Below are 13,757 nucleotides of genomic sequence, written 5' to 3' on the forward strand. Positions count from 1 at the left end.
GATCTCCGGGACTTCATCGGCCGTCATCTCCGCCATGGCGGCGATGGCCTTGCCGGCCCAGTCCCCGTCCTCGATCTGGCTGCCGAGCGAGAGCTTGTCCGAGAGGTAGGCGATCGCGTCGTCGCTCATGGTCGCGATTTGCTCGATCTTGGTGACGCCGAGCTTGTTGAGCTTCTTCTCGAGATCCTCGGTAATGCCGGCGATAAGCTTGAGATCGTCCGGCTCGCCCTTCGGCTTCGTAAAGCCCTTGAAGCTGTGCCCCTTCTTGCCCTTAACGTCACGGGTGTCCCGGCGCTCGGGGATACGGGCGGCCTTACCGCGCCGGCCGCGCAGGTAGTAGAGCTTGGCCCGGCGCACCCGGCCGTGGCGGACGACCTCGATCGATTCGATCAACGGCGAGTGGATCGGGAAGACGCGCTCCACGCCCTCGCCGTAGGAAATCTTGCGGACGGTGAAGTTCTCGTGGATGCCGGCATTGGCGCGGCCGATGCAGACGCCCTCATAGGCCTGCACGCGGGTGCGCTCGCCTTCCACCACTTTCACATTGACGCGTACGGTGTCGCCTGGGCCGAATTCCGGCACGCTGCGCTTGCTGAGGCGCTCGGCGATCTGCTCTTTTTCGAGCTCGGCAATAATGTTCATCTCTCTAACCTTTCACGGGCGCCTGCCGGGCTGCTGGGACCCGCGACGAACGCCATTCTTTTTGATTGGTCGGTGTCCGGCGGTCTTTGCCCCCAGACATAACTGGCCGCCCAGGGCCTTAGCCCGGCAGCCATCGCAGGTGTCCTACCGCAGGATCTGGGGTTTGTCGATGATTTTTGGGGCGGAAGGCAGGGCACTACTCGCGGCGATCGAGGCTCCGAATATAGCCGACCACGTTCCGCATCTCGTCCGGGTTCAGGATGATATTGGGCATGGTCGGGTGCGAGGATTGAAGCCACACTGAGAGGGCCATTTCAGTCATGCCCGGCGTTTCAGCGATCTGCTGGAAGGAGGTGGCGGCAACGTGCGGGGACGCATCGTCGTTTGCCAAGACCGCGTGACATTGGGCGCAAACATCTTCTGCATAAGCCTTCCCGGCGGCGATATCGGGGTCTTGAGCACTCGCGGGGCTTGCGATCCCAAGCATGAGCGCCGTCGCGAGAATTGTAACTCTGATCATGCACAACTCCTTCTTTTTCAATACAGATTAGGTGCTTCGGCCTTAGCTACCCTGACCTCGATCAAGGTTAGCGCCTGTTCCGTTTTTCCCAAAGATCGGGGCGCCGCGTCCTCGTGAGAGCTTCGGCCTGCTCACGGCGCCATTGGGCGATTTTCTCGTGGTCGCCGGACAGCAGCACCTCGGGAATAATGTGCCCCTCGAATTCGCGCGGGCGTGTGTAGTGCGGGTACTCAAGGAGCCCTGAGGCGAAGCTTTCCTCATCATGGGTGCCCGCATTGCCGACAACCCCAGGGAGCAGACGCACGCAGGCATCCATCACCACATGTGCCGCGAGATCCCCGCCGGAGAGCACATAGTCGCCAATCGAGACCTCTTCGATCTCGCGCGCGTCCAACACGCGTTGGTCGATCCCTTCGAACCGGCCGCAGAGCAGGATCACGCCGGGACCATGGGCTAGCATCTCCACACCCGCTTGGGTCAGCGGGGTGCCGCGAGGAGACAGGTAGATCGTTGCGGTTCCGGCCGGGGCGTTCTTTCGCGCTGCATCGATAGCAGCCGCACCGATGTCGGCGCGCATCACCATGCCGGGGCCGCCGCCGGCCGGCGTATCGTCTACCGAGCGATGTTTGTCCTGGGCGAAATCGCGGATGTCGATCGTCTCGAGTTCCCAGGCGCCCTCCGCGAGCGCCTTCCCAGCCAAGCTCAGGCCGAGAGGTCCCGGATACATTTCGGGGAACAGGGTCAGTACGGTTGCTTTCCAACGCATGAGGCATTCCTCGTCGCAAGGCCTCTAGGTTGCAGCAGTGGCTGCGGGCTTCGCTTCTTCAATCAAAAACCAGGTTTGGCGCGTCCCGACACCTTTAATCGGGACAGGCCCGCGCTCGGACATGAGAAATCCGTCGACGAGAGCGTCATGAACCTGCGCGGAGACCTGTATCTCACCAGGGAGTCCATGCGACTCCAGTCGGGCCGCCAAGTTCACCGTCTCGCCCCAGACATCGTAGGAGAATTTGTCCGCACCAATCACGCCAGCCATGACCGGGCCGCTCGCGATGCCAATGCGAATGCGCAAATCGACATCGTGGGTTCGCGATAGCAAATCGACCACACCCGGCATGGCGAGCGCCAAACGTGCGAGGCGTTGGCAGTGATCGACCTGATGCTGGCTAACCCCGGCCACGGCCATGTAGCCATCGCCGATGGTCTTGATCTTCTCCACCCCGTGCTCGCTGGCGAGACGATCGAATTCGGTTACGAGTCCATCGAGGATCTCTACGGTACGCGCCGCGCCCAAGTCGTGAGCGAGGTTTGTGAAGCCGACAAGGTCGCTGAAAAGTACCGACGCATTCGGAATAGCATCGGCGATACGCCCTTCAGGAGTTTCTTTTAGTCGATCGATAATGGGCTCCGGCAGAATGGTGGCGAGAAGCTTATCGGCCTCGGCCCGGGCACGGTCGGCCTTAATCAGGGCGTATCCGACGACCAGAGCGACAATGCCAAAGGTCGTGACCGCTGAGGAAACGTACAGATTATGAAGAAGTGCAGGGTCCGCCGTGATGCGTGCGCTGCCAGGCGGGTAGAGGAACCAAGCAGCCAAATGGAGGGCAAGTCCCGACAGTACGGCCGCGACCACAAGGCGGATATGCGCCATGCCGCAGATCGCGAAGGCGACCGCGGCGCCAATAATGTAGTTCAGCTGGATGCCCGAGTTATGCCCGAGTTCTCGTACGAAGAAGAACAAGGCCGCGTATTCGGCGACCCAGATCACGACAATTGCGGCGATCTCATTGATGCGATGAGCAAGCGGCGCCACAAGGGCAATAGCCGCAAGACCGAGGTTGACCGCAATTAGCGGCCAGTACTTCATGACGCCAAAGCTCGCATAGGTCGCCACGTAGGCCATCGACGTGAAGGCAATCAGCAGGGCCATCACGTTGATGACGGCGAGCCGGATGCGCGCCTCGTGTGGGTAGCCGGCAATGCCAATCTCGGCATAGCGGCGCAGGGGCCCCAGCCGATCAAGGATCGGCAGATCCGCAGCGCGTCGGCGCGGCGGGCTCACCATATGCGATGCAGAGCGAGGTGACATGGCCGACACTCTACCGTGTAACGCGTCTGCTGGTGAGCGTTATGCCTCGTCTTCTCCGGACGCTTCGATTTCTTCCGGCGGGACCAATACGAGCCGTCCGCCCGCAATGTCGACCTCCGGAATGGTATCGTCAGTGAACGCGACAAGTATTGTGCCACCGTCGTCGTTTAGCGCGACCTCGATGATATCGCTCGCACCGAAATTGTGGACGGCCGCGACGCGACCCAGCGCGGCGCCGTCCTGTGATACCGCTGTCAAACCGATCAAGTCGGCCACATACCATTCACCTTCGTTCGCCTCAGGCAGCGCCCCTCGATCGACGTAGAGCTTGGTCCCATTGAGCGCCTCAGCGGCGTCGCGTGTTGACACACCTCTGATGCTCGCGATCAGTGCCTTGGGCGTCACACGGACACGCTCGATCTCGATCGTTCTGCGGCCTGCTTCGTCGCTGAGCGGGCCGTAAGCCGCGATATCTACGGGGTCTTGCGTATACGACTGAACGCGGACCTCTCCTTTGAGACCCTGCGCCGCCCCGATCTCACCGACGAGAAGCAAGCTTGGTTTGCCGCCCAAGGCTCGAGCGCGCTCCTACTCTGAGGCTTCCTTGGCTTCCTCGGCGGCAGCCTCGTCGGTAGCCTTCTCCTCAGCCTCTTCCTCAGCCTCTTCCTCAGCGGCCGCAGCCGTATCGGCGGCTTCCTGCTCGGCGGACTCTTTGTCGGCAGCTTCCTGCTCCGCCGCCTCTTTGGCCGCGGCTGCCTTTTCCTCTTCAGCGGCGCGCTTGGTCTCCTCGCGCTCTAGGCGCTTCTTGCCGGGCTTGGCTTTCTCCGGATTGTTCCGTGGCTCCCGCTTCATAATGCCTTCGGCATCCAGGAAGCGAAGTACACGGTCAGTGGGAAGGGCGCCATTGGAGAGCCAGTGCTTCACGCGGTCCGTATCGAGCTGGATGCGATCCTCGGAGTCGCGCGGCAATAGCGGGTTGAACGTTCCGATCTTCTCAATGTAGCGGCCGTCGCGCGGGCTGCGTGAGTCGGCGACAACGATGCGATAAAAGGGGCGCTTCTTGGCACCGCCTCGCGACAGTCTGATCTTTAAAGACATGTTTTCTTACTCCTACGTGTTCATCGAATTGGGCTTTGAATAGATAGGGGCTCAGCGCTTCTTCTTGCGCTGTTTTGGGGCCCCTGGGAGTCCCTGAAGTCCGGGCGGCAAGCCCCCCGGCATACCTGCGCCGGGAAGGCCTGGAAGCCCCCCTGGCAAGCCGCCACCGGGCAGACCCGGAAAGTTCGCCGGCAGTTCGGCGCCCTTCGGAAGATCCCCGCCGTCGGGCAAATCCGCTGGCATTTGCGGCATCCCGCCGCCGAACAGCGCCGAAAGCGCGCCGCGCTTCTTGCCCATGGCTTTCATCATGTCGGCCATCTGGCGGTGCATCTTTACGAGCTTATTGATGTCCTGAACGCTTGTTCCCGAGCCTGCCGCAACGCGCTTCTTACGCGAAGCATTCAGCAGTTTCGGATTCTTGCGTTCAGATTTCGTCATTGAGCTGATGATTGCTTGCTGGCGCTTGAGAACGCTGTCGTCGAGATTAGCGGCCTCGATTTGCTTCTTCGCCTTGCCAATGCCAGGCAGCATCGCGAGCACGCCGCCCATACCGCCGAGTTTCTGCATTTGCCCAAGCTGTTCGGAGAGATCGTTGAGGTCGAACGCACCCTTCTTCATGCGTTCGGCCATCTTCTGAGCCTTGTCGACCTCGACGGTCTCCATGGCTTTCTCGACCAAGCCAACCACGTCGCCCATGCCGAGAATGCGGCCAGCGATGCGGTCTGGATAGAAGTCCTCTAGTGCATCGATCTTTTCGCCAACGCCCATGAGCTTGATTGGCTTGCCAGACACGGCGCGCATAGAGAGAGCTGCACCGCCTCGGCCATCACCATCGACGCGAGTCAGCACGATGCCGGTCAGATCAACGCGCTCACCGAAGTTCTTGGCGAGGTTCACGGCGTCCTGTCCGGTCAGCGCGTCGGCGACCAATAGCGTCTCGTGCGGATTGGCGATCTTTTCGATAGCAGCCGTCTCCGCCATCAGTTCTTCGTCGATATGGGTTCGGCCAGCCGTGTCGAGTAGCAGCACATCGAAGCCGCCAAGCCGAGCTGCCTTTACGGCGCGCTCCGTAATTTCGGTGGGACTCTGACCTTCGACAATTGGCAGAGTGGCGATGTCCGCTTGCTCGCCGAGCACGCGAAGCTGCTCTTGCGCAGCCGGTCGCCGCGTATCGAGCGAGGCCATCATGACCTTTTGCTTATCGCGGGTGGTGAGGCGATGAGCGAGTTTTGCCGTGGTGGTGGTCTTACCCGAACCTTGAAGGCCGACCATCATCATGACAACCGGCGGCGTGGCGGCGAGGTCGATGCCCTGGGCATCTGACCCGAGCATACGGACGAGTTCGTCGTTGACGATCTTGACGACCATCTGGCCGGGCGTGACCGACTTCACAACGTCTTGGCCGACGGCCTTGGCTTTGACGCGGTCCGTGAACGACTTTACGACGTCGAGCGCGACATCGGCCTCGATCAGGGCCCGGCGCACTTCGCGCATGGCGTCGGACACGTCGGCTTCGCTCAGCGCGCCGCGGCGCGTGAGCTTATCGAAAATTCCAGAAAGCCGGTCGGAGAGCGTCTCGAACATTAGCCTGCAAATCCAATCACGTATTTCCGATAGACCCAGCCAGAGCTGCATGGGCCAGAATAGACTTGCCGGCTCGGCCAAGGCGTGCCGACGCCACAATCCACGGCCTTCTGCGAATACACCACGCCGAGCCAGTTTCCACGTCCGTCACAAAGATTGACGACTTGTCCGTTGTAGATTTTGTCCAACATGTCGTGCTTGGAGCTCGGCCCACCGCGTACCGCCAGAAATCCGTCGCCAGCTGCATCCAGGCCACGCACTGCGCCTTGCGATCCGCAAGCGTCGTACTCCGCTTCTCCGCCGGCGAGAACCGGCACGATAGGTTGCTGAGCTGCAGCGCCTGCCGAAAAACACGCAAGCGCGAGCACGGCCACAGTACTCAGACTCAATCGCTTCGACTTCGACGTCATCACATCCGCCTCCATATCGCGGATCGGAAGTTCGTTTCCGCACGCCTCCGGGCCAAAGCCGATAGCGCAACGAAACTCGCGCTCAAGCAGGCCGCTAGGCCGACGGCGCAACCAAAAACGCACCCGTGGGCGCATCGCGCTGACGGGTGTTGACCCCCTATTCCTAGTCGCCACAACGGCCAGACCCCGGAACAAGCGGCGGCTCGCTATCGAGCTGCCATGAATTCGAGCGGACTGTCGGCCAGAGCTTCTCCGAAGTCAAGCAGATGCGGCGAGCTGGGTCCTAATGCGAGAACGACTTCGAGAAGGCGTTTGCGATGACCACGCCAGAAATGATCAAGCCCAGGCCAATCAAGGCCGGCGTGTCCAGGCTCTGCTTGTACCTGAACCAACCTATGGCACTGACCAGTACGATGCCGACCCCGGACCAGGTGGCATAGGTCAGACCGACCGGAATAGACTTCAACGTCATGGCCAGTGACCAGAACGAAATCCCGTAAGATGTTAGCGTCACGGCGCTGGGCCACAGGCGTGAGAAGCCAGCTGTTTCCTTCAGCGCTGCCGTTCCGATCACTTCAAAGACAATCGCGCAGCACAGATACATATACGGCATGAGATCGATCCCCTGTCGACGATGGTTCCCGATCGAGCGACGGTAGTGGAACTACAATAAATCCGACAGCCCGACGGCGAAATCCAGCAGCGACTCATCGCCCCCCTCCCACGCAATGAACGAAAGCCCAACGGGGTATCCGTCGGCTTCACCGATGGGCACCGAGATTTGCGGAAGCCCGGCCAGGCCGGCGAGACACGCGTTCTGTAAGGTCCGTGTTCGGTACGCCGCGACGGCCGGGCCGTCGGGCGTGCCGCGCTCGGGCGGTGGCGTTGGCGTGGTCGGCAGGACAATAAGCGTGCCCGGCTGCAGGATGGACTTGAGTTGAGAGGTGACGCCTACGCGCACGCGACGGGCCTCGTCGGCTTCCTCGCGGCTCACGCCAGCGGCCATTTCGAAGCGCTCTTTGATCCCCGGTCCAAGCGAAATATGGTTGGCTTGAATGAAAGGGAGCAAGGTCGACTGCACCTCGAAGCCTTGAATCGTGGCAAACGCCGATCGCCAGGCGACAATGGCCCCGCCCGCAATCTCGGCTTGCTCGATGTCCGGTATTGCCGGTGCCATTGACTCAAGTGTCTGCCACATGAGCCGGACCACGCGCGCTTCGCACGCGGAGGCGATGTCCACGGCAAGGACGAGCCGGTCAACGGAAGCCGTACGACCGATTCCTCGCAGGAGCAGCCGGCCCGCAGTGCGAAGAAGTTCGGCGTCTCCCGCCAGAACGCCCACCGTGTCGAAGCTCGGCGCCATGGGGGTGACGCCGGCCATAGCAATACGTCCATGGGTCGGGCGCAGGCCGAATAGTCCGCAGAACGACGCCGGTACGCGGATCGAACCGCCCGTATCGGAGCCCAGCGCGAAATCGCACATATGACCGGACACGGCGGCTGCGGCACCGCATGACGAACCGCCGGTGACATTTCGGCGCGCGCGTGGATTGATCGGCTGTCCGTAGTGGGCGTTGGTTCCGAGCACGCTGTAGAAGAACTCATCGCAAATGGTGATGCCCGTTAAGGACGCGCCCCCAGCCAAGAGGTTGGCTACGGCGGGTGCTGTCTCGCTTGCTGGAGCGGCTGCTTCATAGGATTCCGGGTTGCCGTTTCCAGTCTTGTGACCGGCGATGGCGAAGAGGTCCTTCACCATGAAAGTTCGACCCGCAAGTGGACCATCCTGCGCTCCAAGGATCGGTTCCGTAAGTGTATGCGGCACGAGCGCGTGGACGGGATCATCCAAGGGGACGTCGATCAACTTGAGCCTCCGTCGTCTAAAAGGCAGGTGCACAAGCGGGCACAACGCCATAGAAGAGCCCCAACCGCAACGCTTGAAACTTCCAAATCCCACGCAGAAGGGCCAGCTCTGGTGCGCGCGAAACAAACAACCCGCAAGGCGTTGCCGCCGACCGTATGGGCACTCGGGTTTACGTCCCTCTTTATGGATGTCTCTTCCGAGCTGATCCACGGATTGCTGCCGTTATTCTTGGTCGTAAGCCTCGGAGCCAGCACGGCCGTACTAGGCTTGGTGGAGGGGATCGCCGAGGCGGCGGCACAAATTGTGAAGGTCTTCTCTGGTTGGCTCTCCGACACGCTTCAGCGGCGCAAAGCACTGGCGGTCCTTGGCTATGGACTTGCCGCGGTGACGAAGCCTTTGTTCCCGATTGCAAGCAGCGTTGCTCTTGTGGCTTTCGCCCGTCTCGTGGATCGCATCGGCAAGGGCATACGCGGCGCGCCGCGCGATGCGCTGGTCGCCGATGTCACGCCGCCGGAGCAACGTGGCGCCGCCTTCGGCCTGCGGCAATCGCTCGATACGGTCGGTGCGACGCTCGGCCCGCTTCTGGCAATCGGGCTCATGGCGCTTTTCGACAATGATATTCGTACCGTGTTGTGGTTCGCCGTTGTTCCTGCCGTGATTTCGGTCGTGATCCTTGTGATTTTCGTTCGCGAACCGGCTCCTGCGCGTGAACCGGAGAGAGCGGCTAAGCGTGTTCCCATCAAGTTTCGCGACATCAGCGGCCTGGACCGGGCTTACTGGTTTGTCATTGGCGCCGGCGCCGTGTTCACTCTGGCACGCTTTAGTGAGGCCTTCCTTGTCATTCGCGCCTATGGAGCGGGTCTGCCTATCGCGCTTGCCCCCGCAGTCATTGCAGTGATGAGCATGGTGTTTGCGGTGACCGCCTATCCGGCCGGTCGCCTCCAGGATCAATTTGGTGCGCGGCCCCCGCTGCTTGCGGGCCTCGTCGCACTGATCGCGGCCGATTTGCTGCTGGCGTTCGGTTCGGGCCTTGTGTCTATCTTCCTTGCTATTGGGCTTTGGGGTCTCCATTTGGGACTGACACAGGGTGTGTTGTCGGCGCTCGTGGCTCAAACCGCGCCAGCTAATCTTCGTGGGACAGCCTTCGGGGTCTTCGGTCTTACCGTTGGGTTCGCGACCCTGGTGGCGAGCCTGATTGCCGGGACTCTCTGGGACACCGTATCGCCGGAGGCGACTTTTCTTGCAGGCGCCGGGTTCGCGAGCCTTGCATTCATCGCTTTTCTGACGCTGCGTCCCGTGGAACAGGCCTAGCCCGCAGCCTTGGACAACGTCTTTTGCGTCGCTATAGAGAGCAAGAACTTCGGATCGGAAACGATGGACGAAAACGCGCATAGATTCCGCAAGATGAACGGTCTCGGGAACGACTTCGTCGTTATCGATCGCCGCACGGACAGAATTCCCTTGCCGAGCGACACGGTGCGCGCGATCGCAAATCGGGCGACAGGGATCGGGTGCGATCAGCTGATCGCGCTCGATTCTTCGACTGAAGCGGATGTGTTCATGCGTATCTGGAATGCCGATGGCGGTGAGGTTGACGCGTGCGGGAATGCCGCGCGCTGTGTCGCCGCGGTTGTTGCGGACGAAGTTGGGCGGGCGACTGTCACCATCGAAACGGGCGACCAGGTACTCGAAGCCTATGCGGGTAAAGACGACGTCGTGACCATCGATATGGGCGAGCCGCGACTGCGTTGGGACGAGATCCCACTTGCCGAGGCGGTCCACGACACCAGCCAAATTGAGCTTCAGGCCGGGCCCATCGATGCTCCGGTGTTGCAGTCCCCCGGTGTGGTCAGTGTGGGCAATCCGCATGCGATTTTCTTCGTGGGGAATGTTGATGACATTCCACTGGATCGACTTGGACCCCGTTTGGAACACGATCCGCTGTTTCCCGAGCGGGCCAACATCTCGATCGCGCAGATTATCGATCGGTCGCATCTTCGCTTGCGGACCTGGGAACGTGGTGCTGGCCTTACCCGGGCCTGTGGAACCGCAGCGTGCGCTTCTACGGTTGCCGCGGTCAGGCGCGGACTGACCCACCGCAAAGTCACGGTAACGCTGCCAGGGGGCGATCTGACCATCGAGTGGCGCGAAGAGGATGGTCACGTCCTTATGACCGGTCCGTATGCCTTAGACTATGAAGACACGCTGCCAACCGCCTTGCTTGCGGCCGGCGAGGCGCAAGGTGTCTGACACGGTATCTGAATTCTGTTAAAAGCCGCGACATGTCGGAACTGGACATCATCACCTTTGGTTGCAGGCTCAATACGTTCGAGTCCGAAGTCATGCGCAAGCACGCGGACGACGCTGGCCTCATTGACGCCGTGATTATCAACACCTGCGCGGTGACCAATGAGGCCGTGCGCCAAGCCCGTCAGGCGATCCGTAAGGCGCGCCGGGAGCGCCCAGGCGCCAAGATCGTGGCAACCGGCTGCGCGGCGCAGATTGATCCGCACCAATTCGCTTGCATGGACGAGGTGGACCGGGTCATCGGCAACCAGGAAAAGCTTGAGTTGCAGACGTTTCGAGCCCTGGGCGCCCCGGGTCTTGGGACGGACGACACTGAGAAAGTCATAGTCGACGACATCATGTCCGTAACGGAGACCGCGGGCCATTTGATCGAGGGCTTTGGTGGAAGAGCACGGGCTTATGTGCAGATCCAGAACGGCTGCGATCATCGCTGTACCTTCTGCATCATTCCATACGGACGTGGCCCCTCTCGGTCGGTCCCGGCCGGTGAAGTTGTCACTCAGGTTCGCCGCCTGGTGGAGAACGGCTATCGAGAGATCGTGCTGACGGGCGTCGACATGACGGCGTACGGGAAGGACCTGCCAGGTGCCATGACGCTCGGCAAACTCGTTCAAACTGTGCTCAGGCTTGTTCCAGACTTGCCCCGTCTCCGGCTCTCGTCCATTGACTCCGTCGAGGCGGATGAGGATCTCATCGCGGCGATTGCCGAAGAGGAACGGCTCATGCCCCACCTGCACCTGTCGCTGCAGTCGGGCGATGATCTTACCTTGAAGCGGATGAAGCGAAGACATGCCCGAGTCGACTCGGTCGCGTTTTGTGAAGCGATGCGGCGGGTCCGGCCGGACATCGTGTTTGGCGCCGATATCATTGCCGGCTTTCCCACCGAGTCCGACGTCATGTTCCAAAATTCGCTGTCACTCGTCGACGATTGCGGTTTGACGTTCTTGCATGTTTTTCCGTTCTCGCCGAGAGAGGGGACGCCTGCTGCGCGCATGCCGCAAGTCCACGGCACGGTCATTTCAGAACGCGCGCGGGCCCTGCGGGCTAAGGGGGCGATGGCATTGAAGTCTCATCTCGAGCGCGCGAGGGGCCGCCGTATCAGCGTGCTGATGGAAACGGACCGCCAAGGGCGGTCTCCGGACTTCACGCCGGTGCGCTTCCACATAGACCAGTCGCTTGAGGGCGCCTTGGTCGATTGCGTGGTCTCGGGCGACAACGGCACGGCCTGGTTCGCGGAGGCGCTGCGGTGAGCGGCGATGAGAGTTCTAAGTCAAAGGAAGGGTGGTTCGCGCGGCTCAAGGCGGGTGTATCACGCACGTCGGCCTCGCTTAGCGAGAGTCTCACCAGCGTTCTCACGAAGCGTAAGCTCGATGACGACACGCTCGATGAGTTGGAGGAGATCTTGCTCAAGGCTGATCTCGGAATCGAGATGGCCGACCGGATCCGCGACCGTCTTTCGACGGGCCGGCACGAAAGAGATATCAGCGTAGACGATGTTCGTGCGGTGTTGGCCGAAGAGGTGGCGAACGTTCTGGAGCCGGTCGCGAAGCCGCTGGAACTCATCGCAGACGCCAAACCACATGTGATCCTCGTTGTCGGCGTCAATGGCACCGGCAAGACAACGACTATCGGTAAGCTGGCGCATCAGTTCATTCGCGATGGTAAGTCAGTCATGCTGGCCGCAGGAGATACGTTCCGCGCAGCGGCTATCGATCAGCTAAAGATCTGGGCCAGCCGTGTTGGGGCCGACGTGGTGGCAAAGGACGTCGGAGCAGATCCTGCCGGCGTCGCCTTCGAGGCGTTGGGCCAGGCCAGGGAAAATGGCGTCGACGTTCTCTTGATCGACACGGCTGGGCGCTTGCAGAACAAGGGCGACCTTATGTCCGAACTTGCAAAGGTGGTCCGCGTCCTGAAGAAGTTTGATGCGGAAGCGCCGCACACTGTGCTGCTCGTGCTCGATGCGACTACTGGACAAAATGCGCTGAGCCAGGTTCAGACCTTCCAAGAAATTGCGGGTGTGACCAATCTCGTCGTGACCAAACTGGATGGTTCAGCGCGGGGAGGCATTGTGGTGGCGATAGCCGATAAGTTTGGTCTTCCCATCAACGCCATCGGTGTTGGTGAAGGGATCGATGATTTCGAGCCGTTTGATGCGCACGACTACGCGCGCGCGATTGCAGGAGCAGGTCGAGAGAATGACGCAGCCGCCTAAGTCCACGACCGAGCCGGGGACGAAAACCGAGGTCAAGCAGTTCAAAGACTCAGAGCAGTCTGTTGTTGGAAAGCTCCTAATTGAGCTCGGGCCACTTCTTGTCTTTTTTGGCGTGAATGCGGCCTACGGTATTTTCGTTGGCACAGCAGCCTTCATGGTGGCGACGGTTATCTCTCTCGGCTTGGCCTGGTGGTTGTATCGGAAAGTCCCTGCGATGCCGGTTGTAAGTGCAGGGTTGGTTCTCGCATTCGGCGGTCTGACGCTTTATCTTCAAGACGACATCTTTATCAAACTCAAGCCGACGATCGTCTACACGATGTTTGCGATGCTGCTGATTGGCGGCTTGTTCGCACAGAAACCCGTGCTCGCTTTGTTGTTCGGTGCGGTGTTTAACTTAACGCCGGAAGGTTGGCACAAGCTAACCATACGTTGGGCAATCTTTTTTGTTGCCATGGCGCTGCTGAATGAGTTTGTTTGGCGTAATTTTTCCACTGACACCTGGGTCAGTTTCAAAGCCTTCGGATTTCTCCCAATTACATTTATTTTCGCCATGTCGCAGGTTCCTCTCATGCAACGTTACAGTGCCGACGAGAATGCATGACGGCAGAGAGGCGGCTGTTAGACGCGGATTTGGCGAGGGCGCGGAGTTGCCGCGCTGCTTTGCCGTGCGAAGCACAAGTGCTCAGTGTGCGGCACGAACCTTGCAAAAGCGTGCTGCTAAGTTTGTTTGAGGTCGGTTGGCAGTCCAGGTTGCCACTAATCCGGCGCTAAGGCCTCGGCAATATCACTGAAAAGCGATGCGACTCTAGATTTTGTGCGAATTTTGCTAGGCCTGGTACTTGCACTATTCGTGCTCTGTGCCGATATGAGGTGCTCAGTATGCGGCTTGTACCTGCAAAAAGCGTACGCTGAGGTTTGTTTGGGGTGACAGGATGTCTCGTTGCAGCTGTGTGCAGCCAGGTGTGTGTTAGTCCCAGAGGACATCAGGCAACGGAATGGTTCGGGGTAACACTCCGGTGCATTCATATTTTAAA

The 13,757-nt window shown here is 60.5% G+C and carries 15 protein-coding genes; 5 read left to right on the plus strand and 10 right to left on the minus strand.

Features of this window, described 5'->3' with window-relative positions:
- The 10 genes from rplS to AC33YF_RS10090 form a co-directional block, all read right to left on the minus strand.
- A partial coding sequence (rplS, locus tag AC33YF_RS10045) for a 50S ribosomal protein L19 (protein ID WP_491777070.1) occupies positions 1-642 on the minus strand: 642 nt, incomplete at its 3' end.
- A 196-nt stretch (positions 643-838) separates the two neighbouring features.
- The gene (locus tag AC33YF_RS10050; protein ID WP_491777071.1) at positions 839-1,162 is read right to left on the minus strand and encodes a c-type cytochrome; all 324 of its coding nucleotides are present in this window, start codon (positions 1,160-1,162) and stop codon (positions 839-841) included.
- Positions 1,163-1,229: 67 nt separating this feature from the next.
- The gene (gene trmD, locus AC33YF_RS10055) at positions 1,230-1,928 is read right to left on the minus strand and encodes a tRNA (guanosine(37)-N1)-methyltransferase TrmD (RefSeq protein WP_491777072.1); all 699 of its coding nucleotides are present in this window, start codon (positions 1,926-1,928) and stop codon (positions 1,230-1,232) included.
- Positions 1,929-1,952: 24 nt separating this feature from the next.
- Positions 1,953-3,251: an adenylate/guanylate cyclase domain-containing protein gene (locus tag AC33YF_RS10060; protein WP_491777073.1), complete on the minus strand. Its 1,299-nt coding sequence runs from the start codon at positions 3,249-3,251 to the stop codon at positions 1,953-1,955.
- A gap of 39 nt (positions 3,252-3,290) precedes the next feature.
- Positions 3,291-3,824, minus strand: coding sequence for a ribosome maturation factor RimM (gene rimM, locus AC33YF_RS10065; protein ID WP_491777074.1), 534 nt, complete (start codon positions 3,822-3,824; stop codon positions 3,291-3,293).
- Between the two features lie 15 nt (positions 3,825-3,839).
- Complete coding sequence (gene rpsP / locus AC33YF_RS10070; protein ID WP_491777075.1) at positions 3,840-4,349, minus strand: 30S ribosomal protein S16; 510 nt, start codon at positions 4,347-4,349, stop codon at positions 3,840-3,842.
- Between the two features lie 51 nt (positions 4,350-4,400).
- Positions 4,401-5,933, minus strand: coding sequence for a signal recognition particle protein (gene ffh, locus AC33YF_RS10075; RefSeq protein WP_491777076.1), 1,533 nt, complete (start codon positions 5,931-5,933; stop codon positions 4,401-4,403).
- Positions 5,933-6,466: an SH3 domain-containing protein gene (locus tag AC33YF_RS10080; protein ID WP_491777077.1), complete on the minus strand. Its 534-nt coding sequence runs from the start codon at positions 6,464-6,466 to the stop codon at positions 5,933-5,935. The genes ffh and AC33YF_RS10080 overlap by 1 nt, the downstream gene beginning before the upstream one ends.
- Positions 6,467-6,626: 160 nt before the next feature.
- On the minus strand, positions 6,627-6,956 hold the full coding sequence (locus AC33YF_RS10085; RefSeq protein WP_491777078.1) for a DMT family transporter: 330 nt from the start codon (positions 6,954-6,956) through the stop codon (positions 6,627-6,629).
- 51 nt (positions 6,957-7,007) lie between these two features.
- Positions 7,008-8,204, minus strand: coding sequence for an amidase (locus AC33YF_RS10090; protein WP_491777079.1), 1,197 nt, complete (start codon positions 8,202-8,204; stop codon positions 7,008-7,010).
- 111 nt (positions 8,205-8,315) lie between these two features.
- Here AC33YF_RS10090 and AC33YF_RS10095 point away from each other — a divergent pair, with 111 nt between their 5' ends.
- The 5 genes from AC33YF_RS10095 to AC33YF_RS10115 all read left to right on the plus strand — a co-directional run bounded on the left by AC33YF_RS10095 (position 8,316) and on the right by AC33YF_RS10115 (position 13,324).
- Positions 8,316-9,515, plus strand: coding sequence for an MFS transporter (locus tag AC33YF_RS10095; RefSeq protein WP_491777080.1), 1,200 nt, complete (start codon positions 8,316-8,318; stop codon positions 9,513-9,515).
- A 63-nt stretch (positions 9,516-9,578) separates the two neighbouring features.
- The gene (dapF, locus tag AC33YF_RS10100; protein ID WP_491777081.1) at positions 9,579-10,454 is read left to right on the plus strand and encodes a diaminopimelate epimerase; all 876 of its coding nucleotides are present in this window, start codon (positions 9,579-9,581) and stop codon (positions 10,452-10,454) included.
- 32 nt (positions 10,455-10,486) lie between these two features.
- Entirely contained in the window at positions 10,487-11,761 is a 1,275-nt protein-coding gene (mtaB, locus tag AC33YF_RS10105) for a tRNA (N(6)-L-threonylcarbamoyladenosine(37)-C(2))-methylthiotransferase MtaB (RefSeq protein ID WP_491777082.1), read from the plus strand.
- Positions 11,758-12,723 (plus strand): signal recognition particle-docking protein FtsY, encoded by a 966-nt coding sequence (ftsY, locus tag AC33YF_RS10110; protein ID WP_491777083.1) that lies wholly within the window; start codon positions 11,758-11,760, stop codon positions 12,721-12,723. Before mtaB ends, ftsY begins: the two co-directional genes overlap by 4 nt.
- Entirely contained in the window at positions 12,707-13,324 is a 618-nt protein-coding gene (locus tag AC33YF_RS10115; protein ID WP_491777084.1) for a septation protein A, read from the plus strand. The genes ftsY and AC33YF_RS10115 overlap by 17 nt, the downstream gene beginning before the upstream one ends.
- Positions 13,325-13,757: the final 433 nt, after the last annotated feature.

It is taken from the genome of Methyloceanibacter sp., from assembly GCF_058506495.1.